Genomic DNA, 17,712 nt, shown 5'->3' with positions numbered 1-17,712 from the left:
TCAAGACCGATTCTGATAGCAAGGGGCTATGGACCCGCATTTGCGCGACCTGCGGTATTTCGTCGCCGTCGCTGAGGAACTGCACTTCACGAACGCCGCCCAGCGGCTGCACATCGCACAACCCACCTTGTCACGACAGATCCGTCAGCTGGAGCGCCAGCTCGACGTCGTGCTGTTCGACCGCAACCAGCGCAGCGTGGCCCTGACCGTCGCCGGCAAGGAACTGCTCGAGGGCGCGCGGAAGATCCTGGAACTGTGGGAAGTCACCAATGTCGCCCTGCAGGAGGCCGGTGAGGTGCTGCGCATCGGCATCCAGTCCTCCATCGGGCGCGGCCTGATCACCGACCTGGAGAGCGCCAGCGGCCACCGGCTCGCCCTGCACTCCGCGTCCTGGACCGACCCGTCCAGCGGCCTGGCCGGGCGACAGGCCGACCTGGCCCTGATGTGGCTGCCCGTGCCCGACACCAGCCGCTACCGCTGGCAGGTGCTGCGCACCGAGCCGCGCTGGGTGCTGCTGCCGGAGAACCACGCCCTGGCCAATCAGGAGAGCATCGAGTTCGCCGACCTGCTCGACGAGCCGTTCATCGCCATGCCCGCCGAAGCCGGTGCGGCGCGCGACTTCTGGCTCGGCGCGGACGCCCGCTCGGGGCGGCAGGCCAGGATCGGCGCGGAGGCGGCCACCGCCGAGGAGCGCCTCGAGGCCGTCAGCCTCGGCCTGGGCGTCTGCCTGCTGGCCGAGAACAATGTCCCCATGTACCGCTGGCCGGGCCTGACCGCCCGCCCGGTGACCGGACTCGCCCCGTGCGAGCGCGCGGTGGCCTGGCGCGCCGACGACGACCGTCCGACCATCCTCGAGTTCGCGGCCCGCGTCCTCGAAGGCGGCTTCGCCGAGCCGGAACCGGTCGCGGCCCAGTAGGGCCCACAACACAATTCACTCAGAACGCCCGGGCGGGCGGCGGCAGAGAGTCGGAGGTTGCCGCCACCTCCCGGGCTTTCGCGTACCCGGGGCGGTTCAGGGAGCCAGACGCTGCCAGGGGTGCGCGGCCTCGATCTGGGCGGCCAGGCGCAGGATGGTGGATTCGCTGCCGGGCGGGCCCGCGATCTGCGCCGCCACCGGGGTGCCGGTGCGCGGGTGGATGCCCATCGGAATGGACAGCGCGGGCCAGCCGACCAGATTCCACAGCGGCGTGAACGGCGAGAACTTCACGTTCGCAAGGACATTCGCCAGCCACGGGCGCGAGTGCCAGCGGCGGGCGCGCGGGGCGGGCGTGGCCAGCGTCGGCGTGATCACCACGTCGTAGCGCTCGAAGTAGTCCAGCAGCCGGGCCTCCACCCGATCCACCTGGGACGGGCGCAGCAGGCCCGACTTCAGCACCGCCTTGCCCAGCGCCACGTGGGTGCGGGTACGGCGCTGCAACCGATCGGGGTGCGGGACCGTGGCGGCCTCGCGGGCGGCATTGCCCAGCCAGCGCAGCAGCAGCGCGAAAGTCGCGCCCTGGTAAGGGAGTTCGGCCACGCCGATAATGTGACCAGCCCGGGAGGCGGCCGCGGCGGCCTTGTCGGCGGCGGCGGTCCAGGCCAGATCGACATGGGTGAGCGGCATGGGGGCACCGGTCGCCAGGCCGATGCGCAGCGTCGACGGCGTCTCCAGATCGGCCAGGTCGGGGCGGTCGGCGAGCACCGACAACATCAGCGCGGTATCGGCGACAGTCGTTGCCAGCACCCCGTTTTCGGTCATCCCGCCCCAGGAGTCCACGCCCACCTCGCTGGGCACCAGTCCACGGCCGGGCTTGAGACCGACCACGCCGCAGCAGGCGGCCGGGATGCGGACCGAGCCGAGCCCGTCATTGCCGTGCGCGATGGCGACCATGCCGGAACCGACGGCCGCGCCGGAGCCGCCCGACGAACCGCCGGAGGAGTAACGGGTGTTCCACGGGCTGCGGGTGATGCTGCCCGGACCGTCCGTGACACCCCAGAGCCCGAACTCGGGGACATTGGTGAGGCCGACGATGACCGCGCCGGCCCCGCGTGGTCGCCGCACCACCGGGTGATCGGTGGCGGCGGGGGTGTCCGAGCCCGAGAGCGAGCCGCCGCGGGTCACCTCGCCGGCGACGTCGATATTGTTCTTCACCGCGATCGGCACCCCGGCCAGCGGCAGCATGTCCAGGTCCTGGCGTTCGGCCACCGCGCGGGCCTCGGCGCGGGCCGCCTCCTCGCGAACCAGGGCGAAGGCGTTCAGCTTCCGGTCGCGGGCGCGAATCCGGTCCAGCGCGGCGTCGACGGCCTGTTCGGGGGAGATCGAACCGTGCTGGACGGCCGCGGCGATGCCGGTGGCCGTGGTCAGATCCGCCGGGGGCCGGGAATCGGATGAAGTGTCGGAATCGGTCGTGGTGCTCGCCACCGCTACCTCCTCGGTGGTCTCGGCAATGACGCGATCCGCCGTCAGCGCCGTGCCCTCGTCGTACATGCTCGTCTTCCCCCGTCGCCTCGTGTCGAAATCGGGTGATCCGCTCGTTGGCCGCAAGTTATCATTCCGGCTGTTGGTCGGGGATGATGGTGTCGGGTGTGGCGGTTTCTTTGTCCGAATCTAAGAATCCACCACGCTCCAGGATCGACAGTACGGATCGACGACATCCGTGCCGAGCCAGATGGGTGCGGACATGACTTCTGGTTCCGACCACCGCTCCGGGGGTTATACGGCCGGAACGGAATTCAGTGTGGTCGCTGCGTTCGCGGCGGCTTGGGATACCGCTGCGGCCCCGCCCCGCATCGCCGACTACCTGCCCGATGCCGTCACCCTGCGCCGTGCCGCGCTGGTCGAGCTCATTCGCGTCGATATGCGGCACCGCTGGCTGCGCCGCCCCGGTCTGCCGCCGGGCGGGCGGCCGCCACCGACCAAGCGTTTGCGCGAATACTGTTCCGAATTCTCCGAACTCACGGCCCGGGATCTGCCCGCCGGGCTGGTGTACGAGGAGTTCGTGATCCGCCGCCATAGCGGTGAGACCGTGGATCCGCGCGACTGCCTGCGCGAGTACCCGCATCAGGCGAACGAACTGCGCGAGCTGCTCAATGCCGACGACGAGGATCAGAGCACCCGGCGCACCCTGCTGGAGGAGTCCACCCTCGGCGGCCTCACGCTCGCGCCCACCGGCCCGACGCTGAGCCACGAGACCGTGCACGTCCCGAACCCGTTCGACGGCGACAGCACCCGGGTGCCCGAGCCCGGCGAGGTGACGCTGTTCGAGGAACCCCCGCAGCCGGCCGACGCCGCGCCGGACCGCACCCGCGCCACCGGCGGCGTCAGCGCACCCGATACCGGGGAGTTGCTCGACCGCATCGAAATCGGCCAGCGCATCGATGATTTCGACCTGCTCACCAGCCTCGGCTCCGGCGCCTTCGCGCGCGTCTTCCTGGCCCGGCAGCGGTCGCTGCAGCGCCTGGTGGCGGTGAAGATCTCCGCCGACCACGGCACCGAGCCGCAGACCCTGGCCCAGCTCGACCACGACTACATCGTGCGGGTCTTCGACCAGCGGTTGATGTCGGACGTCCGCACCGAGTCCGGGCGGCGGCTGCGGCTGCTGTACATGCAGTTCCTGCCCGGCGGCACCCTGCTGGGCGTGCTGCGCTGGGTGCGCGCCACCCCGCCCGCCGAGCGCAGCGGGCAATTGCTGCTGGACGCGGTGGACGCCGCCATGGAGGAGAAGGGCGAGATCCGGCCCACCGATTCCAGCGTGCGCGCCGAGCTGGCGGGGCTGAATTGGCCGGAAACCGTTGCGTGGCTGGGCCGTCGGCTGGCCGAGGCGCTGGACTACGCGGACGGGCACGGGGTGCTGCACCGGGATGTGAAGCCCGCCAATGTGCTGCTCACCGCCGAGGCGGTACCGAAACTGGCGGACTTCAACATCAGTTTCAGCCGGAATCTGGACGGCACCAGCCCGGTCTCGTACTTCGGCGGCTCGCTGTCCTACATGTCCCCCGAACAGCTCGAGGCCTGCCACCCGGGAACCGCCCGCAGCGCCGCCGACCTCGACACCCGCGCCGACATCTTCTCCCTCGGCGTGGTGCTGTGGGAACTGCTCACCGGCGCGAAACCCTTCGACGACACCACCGCCGGACCCGGCGACCACGGCGACCGCACCACCCTCGAGGCCATGCTGGACCGCCGGCGCGGCGGCGTGGATTCGACCGCCCTGGACCGGGTCCCGGCCGACTGCCCGGCGGCACTGCGCCGGGTCCTGCTCACCTGCCTCGAGCCCGCCCGCGACCAACGCTGGAGCAGCGGCGCGGTGCTGGCCAAACAGCTCGACCTGTGCCTGGACCAGCGGGCCCGCGACCTGGTCGACCCGCCGCCGCACAGCTGGCGGATGCGCTTGCGGCCGTGGCTGATTCCGCTGGTCACCCTGGCCGTGGCGATACCGAACACGCTGGCCTCGCTGTACAACATCGCGCACAATCGGGCCTTCATCATCAGCCACCTGTCCGAATCGGCCATGAACACCTTCGTGCTGACCACCGCTACGGTGAATCTGGTGTTCTTCCCGCTGGGCACGGCCGTCATCGCCTACCTGTGCCGATACGTGATCGTGGTGCCGCGCGGGCTGCGCAAGGGCCGCGAATACGACGCGGACACGCTACGCCGGGCGCGCGCGGACGTGCTGCTGGCCGGGGAACGCATCTCCTCGGTGGTGTTCTCGCTCTGGGTGATCGCGGGCTTCACCTTCCCGGTGATCCTGCGGCTCACCGCCAGTGATCTGCCGGTGCGCGGCATCGTGCACTTCCTGGTGTCGCTGGTGGTGTGCGGGGCCATGGCGGTGGCGTATCCGTTCTTCCTGGTCACCTTCTATCTGGTGCGCTGCGTCTATCCGATGTTCCTGCGGCACGGGGACATCAGTGCCGAGGACGCGGCCTGGCTGCACCGGCTGGGTCACCGCTGCACCACGTATCTGGCACTGGCGGCATCGATTCCGCTGCTGGCCGTGGCGGGCGTGACTTTCCTGCCGCCGGATGACATTCCGCAGGTCATCGTTGCGGTGCGGGTGCTCAGCGTGGGCGGGATCGCCGCGTTCGTGGCCGTGTACGCCATGTTCCGGGCCCTGGAGGCGGACCTGGCGGCACTGGAACGGGTGGTGTCACCGGCGCGGCCGTCGCGGGAGTCCGGGAGCCCGGTGGGTACCGAACCGTGAACGGACTACCGGCGCAAGCCGTCGCCCGCTTCGCCGCCGACTGGGAATCCACCCTGCGGGGCGAGCGCGGCGAACCGCCGAGCCTGGCCGGATACCTGCCCGACGGGGCCGCCGTGCGCCTGGCCGTGCTCACCGATCTGGTGCGGGTGGACATGCGCCAGCGCTGGCGGCGCGCCGGGCTGGAGAAGCGGATCACCGAGTACCGCAGCGAATTCCCGGAGGTCGGCGCCAGCCCCGGCTTCGCGGACCTGGTGTGTGACGAGTACGTGGCCCGCAGCCGCCTGCGGCCCCTGGATGTGGACAGCTTCACCGCCGAGTACCCGGAGGTCGCGGGGGAGATCCGCCGCCGCTTCACCGGAGAGACCCCGCCGCCCGCGCCGCCGGTGCTGCCCGACGGCATCGAAATCGGCCGCCGCCTCGACGATTTCGAACTGCTCACCGATCTCGGCGGCGCCGAGGGCAGCCGCATGTTCCTGGCCCGGCAGCGGTCCATGCAGCGGCTGGTTGCGGTGCGGGTGGAGGCGGGTGCGGACAGCGACACCGAGACGGTCGCCCAGCTCGACCACCAGTACATCGTGCGGGTCTTCGACCAGCGGTTGATCGCCGACGGCAGCACCGGGAAACCGTTGCGGCTGCTGTACATGCAGTACCTGCCCGGCGGCACGATCGAGGGCGTGCTGGAGCGGCTGCGCGCCGAAACCGGAACGGTCGCCGACGGCGGGCTGCTGTTGCGGGCCATCGACGCGGCGATGGAGTCGAAGGGCGAACCCCGCCCGTCCGGTTCCCGGGTGCGGGCGGAGATCGCGGGACTCACCTGGCCGGAAACCGTTGCGTGGGTGGGCCGCAGGCTGGCCGAGGCGATCGAATACGGCGACCGCCACGGGGTGCTGCACCACGATATCCGGCCCTCCAATGTGCTGTTCACCGCCGAGGGCGTGCCGAAACTCGCGGATTTCTCACTGGGGCAGGGATATTGGGGACCCGGTGGTGCGCGCGGTGCGGCGGCGGGCGGTACCGAGGCCCTGCGCTACAAGTCGCCCGAGGCGCTGGCGGCGCTGCTGGACGCGGCCGCGCCGACGCCGGACACGCGCGGCGATATCTACTCGCTGGGTCTGGTGCTGTGGGAGATGCTCACCGGCACACTGCCGTTCGAGGAGGACGACGACGCCGGGGTCGAGGACGACGGCGGGACCGATATGGTCACCGCCATGCTGGCCCGCCGCATCGCCGGTGTGCCCGCGGCCGCGCTCGCGACCCTGCCCGCCGACACCCCGGCCACGCTGCGGCGGGTACTGCTGGAGTGCCTGCGGCCCGAACCGTCGCGGCGCTGGCGCAGCGGGGCGCAGCTGGCGGGACAGCTGGACCTGAGCCTGGACGCGCGGGCCCGGGATCTGGTGGACCCGCCGCCGCACAGCGTGTGGGCGCGACTGCGGCGCTGGCCGGTGCCGATCGCGGTGCTGTGCGTGGGCCTGCCGAACGCACTGGCCAGTTGGTACAACATCCGAATCAACCAGAGCCTCATCGTGGATGAGCTCTCGGCGGGCGATCAGCATCGCTTCGAACAGGTGGCGCTGCTGAACAATGCCATCACCTTCCCACTGGCCGCCGCCCTGCTGCTGTGGCTGGCGCGGCGGCCGCTGACCGTCTCCTATCGGCTGGCGCGCGGCCAGGAGTACGGTCCGGCCCGGCTCGCCCGCGCCCGCGCCGACACGCTGCTGATGGGGGAGCGGGCGGTGTGGATTCCGTTCGCCATGTGGATGATCGCGGGCATCGCCTGGCCGCTGGCATTGCAGCGCGCGGGTGCGAACCTGCCGCACCACGCCTTCTGGCATTTCTTCGCCGCGCAGGTGGTGTGCGCGCTGATCGCGCTGGCCTACCCGTACTTCGGGATCATGGTGTACACGCTGCGGTCGCTGTATCCGCAGTTGCTGGCGCGCGGCTCGGTCGGGGCGAACGATCGGCGGCAGCTGGCGGCGCTGGCCCGGCGCAGCAATCTGTATCTGGCGGCGGCCGCCTCGGTGCCGCTGCTGGGCGTCGCGACCATGACCTTCGTCTCCACCGCGGACCTGTGGCTGGTGATCGTGCCGCTGCGCTGGCTGAGCGTCGGCGGCGTGCTGGCGTTCGTGCTCACCTATTGGCTCTCGCGACTGCTGGAATCGGACCTGCGGGCGCTGGTGCGCGCCATTCCCGAAGGCGGGCGCTGAGGCCCCGTAGTGTTGTGGGGTGGCGATACGCGGCAGTGTCGAAACCTCCTTGGCGGAGTTGGCGGCTCGCGTCCGCCGCCGCGCGGAAGGGCATTCCGGTCGGTTTCTACTCGGTATCGCGGGCCCGCCCGGTGCGGGCAAATCCACTCTCGCGCCCCGGATCAGCTCGGCCAGTGCGTGTTTGCCGAGCGCGGTGACCAGCGTCGGCGTCCGCCCGGACAGGAACGCGTAGGTGATCGCGGCATTGGCGGCGGGCCCGCCCGCGCCCAGGAACAGGTCGGCGGCCTGGGTCTTGGCGTCCTCGGCGGGATACCGGTCGACGGCATACGCGAGATCCAGTGTCGACAATCCGGCGAAAACCGCACTCCTGCTACCCATGCCGCCGACCCTACGGCGAGCTACTCGCGCACCCGGTGCTCGTAGGCCTTACGCGCGTCGGAGTCCACATCGTCGAGGAACGCGGACTGCGCGCCCAGCGCCCGCCCGATGGCATCGCCCACCGCCTGCGGCAGGAAGCCCACCACCTGCGAGATGATGCCCGCCACGGTGGTGACGCGGACCTTGGAACGCGGTTCGACGATCAGCTTGGCGATGGCGTCGGCGATCTCCTCCGGCTCGGCCGGGCGCAGCAGCTTGGGCGGCGTGACACCCGATCCCAGTTCGGTTTTCGTCAGGGTCGGCAGCACCGCGGAGAAGCTCAGCCCGGTGCCCCGGTACTCCTCGCGCAGCGTGTCGGTGAAGCCCAGCACCGCGTGCTTGCTGGCGTTGTAGGTGGCCAGACCCGGAATGTGGGTCTCGCCCGCCAGCGAGGCGATATTGATGACCTGCCCGCGCCCGCGCGGCAGCATGCGCGCGATGGCCAGCTTGGAGCCCAGGATCACGCCGTACACATTGATGTCGAGAATGCGGCGGGTGATCTGGTCCGGCTCGTCCACCACGCGTCCGGTGGGCATGATCCCGGCATTGTTGATCAGCACGTCGATCGGTCCCAGCCGGCGCTCCACGTCATCGAGGAACGCCTCGAAGGACTGGTGATCGGTGACGTCCAGCTTGCCGAAGACCTCGAAACCCCGTGCGGTGCCGGACTCCTTGACGGTGGTCTCGTCGATATCGCCGATCGCGATCTTCGCGCCCAGCGCCTGCAGCGCGGTGGCGGTGGCCAGGCCGATGCCGCGCGCACCGCCGGTGATGACGACGACCTTCCCGGTGATCGCTGCGAAGTCGGTCATCACAGCCCCCGCACGGTCTTGATGATGGCGGGCACATTGATGCGCCGCAGCCCGCGCGTGCCCGCCGCCCGCATGGCGGCCATGGCGAAGGTCAGCTTGGGCGGCGAATACGGGAACCACAGCGGCTCTTTGGTCTGCGTCGGCAGGATCGGCTTGGTGATGGCCTGCTGACGGCAGTACTTGCGGACGCCGTTGGGCCCGCCCCAGCGCGCGCCGGTGCCGGACTGGCCCCAGCCGCCCATGGGCAGCGCGAAGCTGAACATGTTGGCGAACACGTCATTGATGTTCACCGCGCCCGCGTTGAGTTGGCGCGCAACACGTTCGGCGCGATCCTTGTCGCCCGACCACACCGAGGCGGACAGCCCGTAGATCGAATCATTGGCCAGCCGAATGGCTTCCGCCTCGTCGGCCACCTTCATGACCGGCAGGGTCGGGCCGAAGGTCTCCTCGGTCATGCAGGTCATGGTGTGGTCCACGTCGGCGAGCACGGTCGGCTCGAAAAGCGTTCCCACACCGGTGCGTTTGCCGCCCGTGGTGACGCGCGCGCCCGCCTTGACGGCCTCCTCGACGTGGCGCTGCACGATCTGCGCCTGATTCTCGTTGGCCAGGGCGCCCATGTCGAACTCGGGCTTGCGGCCGTCCACGCCCTGGCGGACCTGCTTGACCGCGGCGGTCAGCTTGGCCAGGAACTGGTCGTAGACGGGCGCTTCCACGTAGACGCGCTCGACCGAGATGCACACCTGCCCGGCGTTGAACAGCCCGCCGAAGGCGATGCCGTGTGCCGCGCGATCCAGATCGGCGTCGGCCAGCACGATGGCCGGGTCCTTGCCGCCCAGCTCCAGGCTGAACGGGATCATGCGCTCGGTGCAGGCCGCGGCGATCTTGCGGCCGGTCGCGGTGGAACCGGTGAACTGGATGTAGTCGGCATTCCCGACCACGGCAGCACCGGTCTCGCCCGCACCGGTGACCACCTCGAACACCGGCGGCGCACCGATCTCACGCCAGCCGCGCGCCAGCTCGACCGCCGAAAGCGGCGTCACCTCCGAGGGTTTCAGGATGACCGCCGCGCCCGCGGCCAGCGCCGGGATGACGTCGATGACCGGCATGGCCAGCGGGAAGTTCCAGGGGGTGATCACGCCGACCACCTGGTAGGGCCGGAACACCGTGGTCAGCTGCTTGACCCGGGCCAGCGGGCTGTGCGGCGAAGGATGTTCGTCGGCAAGGAATTTCGCGGCGCGCCGGGCGTAGTAGCCGGTGAGGTCGACCGAGAACGCGGGATCGATGAGCGAGTCCACGCGGGCCTTGCCAGTCTCGGACTGCAGCACGTCGGCCAGGTGATCGGTGTTGTCCACCAGCCAGTCCTGCAGTTTGAGCAGCCATTCCTTGCGGCCGTCGGGGCCCAGCGCCTCCCAGGCGGGCTGGGCCGCGCGCAGTTCGCGAACCTTGGCGGCGACCGTGTCGGCCGAATCGATCGGCACCGTGCCCGCCAGCGCACCGGTCGCCGGATTGCGGACCTCGATCTCGGTGGCCGGTGCCGGGATGGCCTCCGGCTTCGCAGCGGTCTCCGGCTTCGGGGCTGCCTTCACGGCGGTGCCGGCGGGCTTACGGGTCCCGGTCTTGCGAGCGGTGCCCGCGGCGGGTTCGGTATTGGTCACGGTGTGCCTTCCCCACGTGCGCTTCATTGCGGCGGCGAGCTGTGTGGCAGCTCACTGAACTATGATCGTGACACAATTTCTGGGGCCTATGCTTGGCCAATCGGGTCAATTGTTCCGGTCGGTTTTGTGCTTTGAGTACAACTGTGAAGGGGTGCATTCGTGGCGACGACTGCCAACAGTGCGGAGATCCGGCAGTGGATCGCCGATTTCGTGGCCGAAACCCTGCGCACCGAGACCCTGGAACAGGTCGTCGCCCGGCTCGACAACGCCATCATCGCCCGCGTCCCCGAATTCCGGGACCGCGATATGCGCCGCGACCTCGCCGCCAGCAGCCGCGCTCACGCCCTCGAGGTGCTCAGCGGCCTGAACCAGGACCGCATCGACTATCCCGTGCCCGAGGAGGCGCACGCCTTCGCCCGCACCCTGGCCCGCCGCGGCCACGACGTCCGGCTGCTGCTGCGCGTCTACCACCTCGGCCAGGAGGCCGTCGTCGACTACATGACCGAGGTGGTGGAACAGCAGCAGCTGCCCCGCGAGATCGAAAGGTCGGTGCTGCTACGGCTTTTCGATCGCACCACGCGATGGATCAGCACCTCGGTGGAGGCGCTCACCGACACCTACATGGAGGAACGCGAACGCGGGCTGCGCGCCGCCTTCACCCAGCGGGCCGAAATCGTGCGCGGCCTGCTCGACGGTGCGGAGGCCGACGTCGAAAACGATTCCGCCCGGCTCGGTTACCGCCTGGCTCAGCGGCACCTGGCCCTGGTGCTGTGGACCGACGAGGACACGACCCCGCTGCGACCCGACGAAGACGCCGCCGCGCCGCGGCCCGACCGCACCGGCGAGGCCGTCGGCCTGCTGGACCGCGTGGTCACCCGCTACGCCGCCGCCTTCGGCAACGGCAGCGTGTTCACCATGCCCTCGGGGGCCTCGGCGCTGTGGGCCTGGATCGGGATGGACGGCGAGCTGCCTGACCCGGCCGATCCCGCGTGGTCGGTGGACGCGCCCGTGCGGGTGGCCGTCGGCGTACCGGCCGCGCACACCAAGGGATTTCGCGACAGCCACCGCGAGGCGGTCGCCGCCCGCCAGGTCGCCGAGCGGGCCCGCGCGGGGATGTCGCGGGTGCTGCACTACGCGGAGGTGGAGGTCGCCTACCTGGCGGGAGCCGACGAGGCCGCCATGCGGGCACTCGTCGACCGGGAATTGGGCGCACTCGCCGCACCCGACGCGCAGTCGGCCCGACTGCGGGAAACCTTGCATGCCTACCTGCGTGCCCGCCGCAGCCCCGACGCGGCCGCGAAACTGCTCGGCGTACACAAGAACACGGTGCGCTACCGCATTCAGCGCATAGAAGAACTACTCGGTCACTCGCTCGACCAGCGCGGGGCGCGGCTGGAAATCGCGCTCGACTGCGTGGGGGTGTACGGCGTGTGAGCCCGCGAGCCTCAGCGCGCTTCCTCCGTGACGGCGTCCCGGACCCGGCGGCGCACCGGCGCTTCGCCTTCGGCGGCCCGGCGATCGGGTAATTCCGCCAGCAATTGGGTGGTGGCCGCGGCAATCGCCGCCACCGCCTTGTCCACGGCCGTCTTCGTGGCCGTCGTCAATCCCGATACCCCGCCGACCTTGCGCACGTATTCCTGTGCGGCGGCGTAGATTTCCTGCTCCGTGGCGGCCGGCGTGAGCCCGCGCAGCAGGGTGATGTTCCCACTCATGCCCCCAGAGGTTAGCGCCCGATTACCCGCCGTGACAGGGCAAGATTCAGACAATTGCGTGACTGGGCCGCGGAGTTCCCGCCGAATTTACGAACCGAACGGTTTGCCGATTATTCGCACCCGGCCTGACCCCAAAGAGAGAAGGGCCCAAGGGGTTCACGGCCGTCTCGATTCTGGACCGAGTGGAGCGGGGGAGCGAAGCGGAGGAGCGGAGGGAGGGAAGAATCGAGACTTCAGGGCCGTGAACCGGCCGGAGCGAAGCGGAGGCAAATTAGACTCTGGTTATGCCCGCCCGCGACGTTCCCACGCTGACCACATTTCCATACCCGGAGCTGGACCAGCGCGAGGATGACCACTGGTCCGGTGCGCAGGTCTCCGACGACGAACTGCGCGCGCTGTCGCTCGGTGGCTTCTATTCCGCCCGCTGGGACGCCTTCCACGACGCGCTGCTGCTCGGCCCCGAGCGCGAGCACCCGCTCGGCGATCGCCGGGAGCTTGCCATCGACACCCTGACCGGTGCCTGGGGCATCACGGACGGCACCGAGGCCATGGCCTCGATGGAACAACTCCTCGACGGCATGCACGGCCCGCTCTACGCGCTCGTGCACCCGCTCGTCATGGCGGCCATCAATTCCCCTGAACGCGATCGCTTCGGCGAGCGCGCCGATCGGCATCGCGCCTTCCTGCGGCAGGTGGGTTCCTTCCGCGGCATGGAGAATCCGGAGGCGCTGGTCCGCGATTACGACATCTGGTCCCAGGCCATCAAACTCGGCCTCACCGACCACCTGGTGCGGCCGCTGCCCACCGATATCCAGGCCTGGGATCTGGCCCGCGTGGTCGCCGTCGCCCGCATGGCCTACACCGCCGGTTATCTCGACGCCGATGTCGCCTGGGACTACCTCATGCGGGCGCTGCCCCCGGCGCAGCGCAAATACCGCAACTGGCGGCAATTCGGCGACGCCTACCTCGCCGGGTGGACCTACTGGCAGGCGTGCGAGGACCTCGCGGAATTGAAATCCGGCGGCGTGGACCGGCGCATGGAATTGCTGCGCCTGTGGATGCGGCCCACCAGCCCGTGGCGGCGCATCACCCTGCAGCCGGACGAATAAGCCGGCGAATGATCACCGAGGTTTGGGGGCTCGGCCCCCAAATCCTTCAGTTGATCAGGCGCAGCGTCTAATCGGGCAAAGATCGGAGAATTCCGCGCCCGTACCGCTGGAATTGCGCATCGTCGACCATGCCCAGCGAATGCCGCTCGACCAGCAGTTCCCATTCCGAATACAGCTTGGACACGCCCGGATCCGCGGGACCCGCCGCGCCGTCGGCCACCTCGCGCTGGATGGCGAAATTCAAAGCGCCCGTGACCCGATCGGTGTCGGCCCGATCGGTGCCGGAGAACTGCCAGGTCAGATTGCCGTCGCTGACCTCGACCCCGTAGTCGGCGGGCGCGGTGCTCGGCGTGTCGGCATCGTCGGTGGTGCGCGCCCACAGCAGGGTCGCCACCGGTAGCTCGTGGGCGAAACGCTTACCCGCGCCGAGCGAGACGAAGATCAGCCTGGTGGTGGTGACGGCCAGCAGCCCGGTGGCTTTGGGCGCGGGCGGCCCGGTGGTGACGAGGGCCGTCTCCAGCACGTACTCGTCGGGGGTGACATAGCGCTGCAGCGCCGCCACGGCCGGCTTGGCGTCCCGCTTGGGCGCCATGCGCCGCACCGCGCGATCCACGTCGGCGCGGGCCGGACCGGTCCGGCCCCAGGAGGGCGCGGGCGGGGTCAGGTCGGGGGCGGCCACGTCCAGGCGCTGGGTGGCCAGGATCTGGTTGTTGATCCGCTCGACGATGACGGTGGCGGCGGGCACATCGTGTTCGGCGATGAGCACCGGCAGCGGCGTCCGGTCGGCGGGCACGCCGGTCAATACCGGGGTGGGGTAGCGCAGATAGATTTCGATGACGACGGCGTCATCGGCGCGCCGGTTCAAACGCACCTTGAGAAGGTCGCTCACCGGCACGTCGAGCACGCGCTCGCCGTCGGTTCCCGGTCGCAGCACCGTCAAACGCCCGTTGCCGTGACGCACAATCGCCGTGGGTGTCCGTAGCTCGACTATGTCCATACCCCCTGCGCTCTGTTGTGTCGTCACTCACGATAGGACGACCATGCCATGATTGTGACCACTCGGTCCGACACCAGGGGGTGATCGATCCGATGTGTTGCCGCAGATGGTCGGGGAACCACCCGCGTTCTCCAGCCGTTTACCTTTTGAACTGCACCAGCAGCCGAACTGCGCGATGTATCGACTAGACCGTACGCGGTAACGTGGCATGTCCGCATCCGTTCGCCGGAACGGGCGTGCCACGCAAGCATCGCAGGCAAACCGGATACACCCCCCGGAAAGGACTGGCCGCCGGCCGACGCTCTATGAACCGCAAGACTGTGTTCCGCAACCTGGCCATAGTCGCGGGCTTCTTGCTCGTGATCTGGTTGGTCAGCTATTTCAGCAACGACACGCGCGACTGGCACAGCGTCGATACCTCGGTGGCTTTGTCCCAGCTCCAGGACAAGTCGAATGTCGAGTCGGTCCAGATCGACGACAAAGAACAGCAACTGCGCGTCACGCTGAAGAACGGCAATGATGCCACCAAGGGGCAGACCAAGATCATCACCAAGTACCCGGGTGGTGGCGAGGTCTCCGCGCAGGTCTTCAAGGCCGCCGAGGATTCCGGCGCCAAGGTCAACACCACGGTCAAGCAGGATTCCTGGCTGAGCCAGATCCTGCTGTTCATGCTGCCCATGGTGATCCTGCTGGGCCTGTTCATCTTCGTGATGGCGCGCATGCAGGGCGGTGGCCGCGGCGGCATGATGGGCTTCGGCAAGTCCAAGGCCAAGCTGCTGTCCAAGGACATGCCCAAGACCACCTTCCAGGACGTGGCGGGCGCCGACGAGGCCATCGAAGAGCTCGAGGAGATCAAGGACTTCCTGCAGAGCCCGGCCCGGTACCAGGCGCTGGGCGCGAAGATCCCCAAGGGCGTGCTGCTCTACGGCCCGCCCGGCACCGGTAAGACGTTGCTGGCCAAGGCCGTTGCCGGTGAGGCCGGGGTGCCGTTCTTCACCATCTCCGGTTCGGACTTCGTCGAGATGTTCGTCGGTGTCGGCGCCTCCCGGGTACGCGACCTGTTCGACCAGGCCAAGCAGAACAGCCCCTGCATCATCTTCGTGGACGAGATCGACGCGGTCGGCCGCCAGCGCGGCGCGGGCCTCGGCGGCGGCCACGACGAGCGTGAGCAGACGCTGAACCAGCTGCTGGTCGAGATGGACGGCTTCGGTGAGCGCACCGGCGTCATCATCATGGCGGCCACCAACCGGCCCGACATCTTGGACCCGGCGCTGCTGCGCCCGGGCCGTTTCGACCGGCAGATCCCGGTCGGCAATCCGGATCTCAAGGGCCGGCGCGCGATCCTGGCCGTGCACTCCAAGGGCAAGCCGATCTCGCCGGACGCGGACCTGGACGGTCTGGCCAAGCGCACGGTCGGCATGTCGGGCGCGGATCTGGCGAACGTCATCAATGAGGCCGCGCTGCTCACCGCGCGCGTGCACGGCACGGTGATCACCGGTGCGGCCCTGGAGGAATCGGTCGACCGCGTCATCGGCGGCCCGCGCCGCAAGTCCCGCGTGATCAGCGAGCACGAGAAGAAGATCACCGCCTACCACGAGGCCGGGCACACCCTGGCCGCCTGGGCGATGCCCGATATCGAGCCCGTCTACAAGGTCACCATCCTGGCCCGCGGCCGCACCGGCGGCCATGCCATGACCGTGCCCGAGGACGACAAGGGCCTGATGACCCGTTCGGAGATGATCGCCCGCCTGGTGTTCGCCATGGGTGGTCGCGCGGCCGAGGAGCTGGTGTTCCACGAGCCGACCACGGGCGCGTCCTCCGATATCGACCAGGCCACCAAGACCGCGCGGGCCATGGTCACCGAATACGGAATGAGCGCCCGCCTGGGTGCGGTGCGTTACGGCCAGGAGCAGGGCGACCCGTTCCTGGGCCGGTCCATGGGCATGGCCTCGGACTACTCGCACGAGGTGGCCCGGGAGATCGACGAGGAGGTGCGCAACCTCATCGAGGCCGCGCACACCGAGGCGTGGTCGGTGCTCAACGACTACCGTGACGAGCTCGACTCGCTGGCCACCGCGCTGCTGGAACGCGAGACCCTGCACCGCAAGGAGCTCGAGACCATCCTCGCCACGGTCGAAAAGCGGCCGCGCATCACGGCTTTCAATGATTTCGGCGACCGCACCCCGTCGGACCGCCCGCCGGTGAAGACGCCGCGCGAGCTGGCCGCCGAGCGCGGCGAGCCGTTCCCGGAGGAGGAGTCGCGGCCGGTCGCGCAGCCCGCCAACGGTCATCCCGAACCGGCCTACGGGGGCGCGCCGCAGCCGCAGTACGGCGGCTACCCGGCTCCCGCGCCGCAGGGCTACCCGTTGCCGCAGGCTCCGGCCTATCCGCGGCAGGGCACCCCGACACACGGTTCGCGTCCGGATTACGGCGCTCCGGCCGGCTGGTCGGCTCCGGGCTGGCCGCCCGCGGACGACGAGCCGCAGGCTCCGCAGCCGCGTGGCGCGTACGGTGGCTGGGCGCCCGCGGGCAATCAGCGCTATCAGCCGGGCGGTCAGTATCAGCCGGGCTACGGGCAGCCGGAGTATCCGGCCGCGCCCCCGGCCGCCGGGAATGACGAGGACGACAAGAACGGTTGGGACGGACCGAACGGTCGTCGCTGACCGCGGTCCCGATACGCTCAATGGGTTCGCGGCCCGGCTCGGGCCGGGCTCGGCAGCAGGGTGAACACCCGCGGCCGGGCCCGCCCCGAGTGGTCGGCGACCGCGTTCAGGCCGCGAGTGCATGTGCGGCAAGTCAACACAGGAGGTGTCGATTGTCGGCCACCAACACCACCGCCAATAACCGTGTCGGGTCCGGCCCGATCGCGCTCGAAACCGGTCGGCCCTTCGATCAGGATCGAGCGGAGGCGGCCGTCCGTGAACTGCTGATCGCGGTCGGTGAGGATCCGGATCGTCCCGGGCTCGCCGACACGCCGGGACGGGTGGCCCGGGCCTACCGGGAAATGTTCGCGGGGCTGTTCACCGACCCTGCTGAGGTGCTCAACACCACCTTCGACGAGGGGCACCAGGAGCTGGTGCTGGTCCGCGACATCCCCATGTACTCGACCTGTGAGCACCACCTGGTGGCGTTCCACGGCGTCGCGCACGTCGGCTACATCCCCGGCCAGCACGGCCGGGTCACCGGACTGTCGAAGCTGGCCCGCCTGGTCGATCTGTACGCCAAGCGCCCGCAGGTGCAGGAGCGGCTGACCTCCCAGATCGCCGACGCGGTGATGGCCAAGCTGGACCCGCGCGGCGCGATCGTGGTGATCGAGGCCGAGCACCTGTGCATGGCCATGCGCGGCATCCGCAAGCCCGGCGCCTCCACCACCACCTCGGCGGTGCGCGGCACCCTGCAATCGAATGCCTCCACCCGGGCCGAGGCCCTCGACCTGATCCTCCGGAAGTGAGCGCTGTGTCTAATCTGCCTCCGCTTCGCTCCGGCGGGTTCGCGGCCCTGAGGTCTCGCTTCTTCCCTCCTCCGCTCCTCCGCTTCGCTCCCCCGCTCCGTCGGTCCAGAATCGAGACGGCCGCGAACCTGGGGTGCGGGAGTCTGGAGGCGTCGTGACATCACGCCTGTTG

The 17,712-nt window shown here is 69.7% G+C and carries 12 protein-coding genes; 7 read left to right on the top strand and 5 right to left on the bottom strand.

Annotation, left to right across the window (positions count from 1 at the left end):
* Positions 1-28 precede the first annotated feature (28 nt).
* On the top strand, positions 29-916 hold the full coding sequence (locus NS2_RS13005; protein WP_033087688.1) for a LysR family transcriptional regulator: 888 nt from the start codon (positions 29-31) through the stop codon (positions 914-916).
* Positions 917-1,012: 96 nt separating this feature from the next.
* Here NS2_RS13005 and NS2_RS13000 read toward each other — a convergent pair whose 3' ends face one another.
* A complete protein-coding gene (locus NS2_RS13000) occupies positions 1,013-2,467 on the bottom strand; it encodes an amidase (RefSeq protein ID WP_081985881.1) in 1,455 nt (484 codons plus the stop codon).
* A 193-nt stretch (positions 2,468-2,660) separates the two neighbouring features.
* On the opposite strand from NS2_RS13000, the gene NS2_RS12995 reads away from it, so the two are divergent.
* Entirely contained in the window at positions 2,661-5,183 is a 2,523-nt protein-coding gene (locus NS2_RS12995) for a serine/threonine-protein kinase (RefSeq protein WP_045437499.1), read from the top strand.
* Complete coding sequence (locus NS2_RS12990) at positions 5,180-7,387, top strand: protein kinase domain-containing protein (RefSeq protein WP_033087689.1); 2,208 nt, start codon at positions 5,180-5,182, stop codon at positions 7,385-7,387. The genes NS2_RS12995 and NS2_RS12990 overlap by 4 nt, the downstream gene beginning before the upstream one ends.
* Positions 7,388-7,785: 398 nt before the next feature.
* Here NS2_RS12990 and NS2_RS12975 read toward each other — a convergent pair whose 3' ends face one another.
* Both NS2_RS12975 and NS2_RS12970 read right to left on the bottom strand, forming a co-directional pair.
* Complete coding sequence (locus NS2_RS12975) at positions 7,786-8,616, bottom strand: SDR family oxidoreductase (protein WP_033087690.1); 831 nt, start codon at positions 8,614-8,616, stop codon at positions 7,786-7,788.
* Positions 8,616-10,271, bottom strand: coding sequence for an aldehyde dehydrogenase family protein (locus NS2_RS12970; RefSeq protein ID WP_228102545.1), 1,656 nt, complete (start codon positions 10,269-10,271; stop codon positions 8,616-8,618). The genes NS2_RS12975 and NS2_RS12970 overlap by 1 nt, the downstream gene beginning before the upstream one ends.
* 159 nt (positions 10,272-10,430) lie before the next feature.
* Between NS2_RS12970 and NS2_RS12965 the strand changes: the two genes are divergently transcribed.
* Positions 10,431-11,705 (top strand): PucR family transcriptional regulator, encoded by a 1,275-nt coding sequence (locus tag NS2_RS12965; protein ID WP_033087691.1) that lies wholly within the window; start codon positions 10,431-10,433, stop codon positions 11,703-11,705.
* 11 nt (positions 11,706-11,716) lie between these two features.
* Here NS2_RS12965 and NS2_RS12960 read toward each other — a convergent pair whose 3' ends face one another.
* Complete coding sequence (locus NS2_RS12960; protein WP_036545726.1) at positions 11,717-11,983, bottom strand: DUF2277 family protein; 267 nt, start codon at positions 11,981-11,983, stop codon at positions 11,717-11,719.
* Between the two features lie 284 nt (positions 11,984-12,267).
* Between NS2_RS12960 and NS2_RS12955 the strand changes: the two genes are divergently transcribed.
* A complete protein-coding gene (locus NS2_RS12955; RefSeq protein ID WP_033087693.1) occupies positions 12,268-13,092 on the top strand; it encodes a DUF1266 domain-containing protein in 825 nt (274 codons plus the stop codon).
* Positions 13,093-13,159: 67 nt separating this feature from the next.
* Here the strand turns inward: NS2_RS12955 and NS2_RS12950 are convergent, their stop codons facing one another.
* Positions 13,160-14,026 (bottom strand): hypothetical protein, encoded by an 867-nt coding sequence (locus NS2_RS12950; RefSeq protein ID WP_231992948.1) that lies wholly within the window; start codon positions 14,024-14,026, stop codon positions 13,160-13,162.
* Between the two features lie 368 nt (positions 14,027-14,394).
* Between NS2_RS12950 and ftsH the strand changes: the two genes are divergently transcribed.
* Together ftsH and folE are read left to right on the top strand one after the other, a co-directional pair.
* Positions 14,395-16,752 carry an ATP-dependent zinc metalloprotease FtsH gene (ftsH, locus tag NS2_RS12945; RefSeq protein WP_033087695.1) on the top strand — a complete coding sequence of 786 codons (2,358 nt, stop codon included), beginning with the start codon at positions 14,395-14,397 and terminating at the stop codon, positions 16,750-16,752.
* A 152-nt stretch (positions 16,753-16,904) separates the two neighbouring features.
* Positions 16,905-17,540 carry a GTP cyclohydrolase I FolE gene (folE, locus tag NS2_RS12940; RefSeq protein ID WP_033087696.1) on the top strand — a complete coding sequence of 212 codons (636 nt, stop codon included), beginning with the start codon at positions 16,905-16,907 and terminating at the stop codon, positions 17,538-17,540.
* Positions 17,541-17,712 lie beyond the last annotated feature (172 nt).

Origin of the sequence: Nocardia seriolae NBRC 15557, from assembly GCF_007990715.1 — a bacterium.
GTDB classification, from domain to species: domain Bacteria; phylum Actinomycetota; class Actinomycetes; order Mycobacteriales; family Mycobacteriaceae; genus Nocardia; species Nocardia seriolae.
Note: the sequence above shows the minus strand (reverse complement) of the source record. Positions and strands in the feature narration are given on the sequence as shown.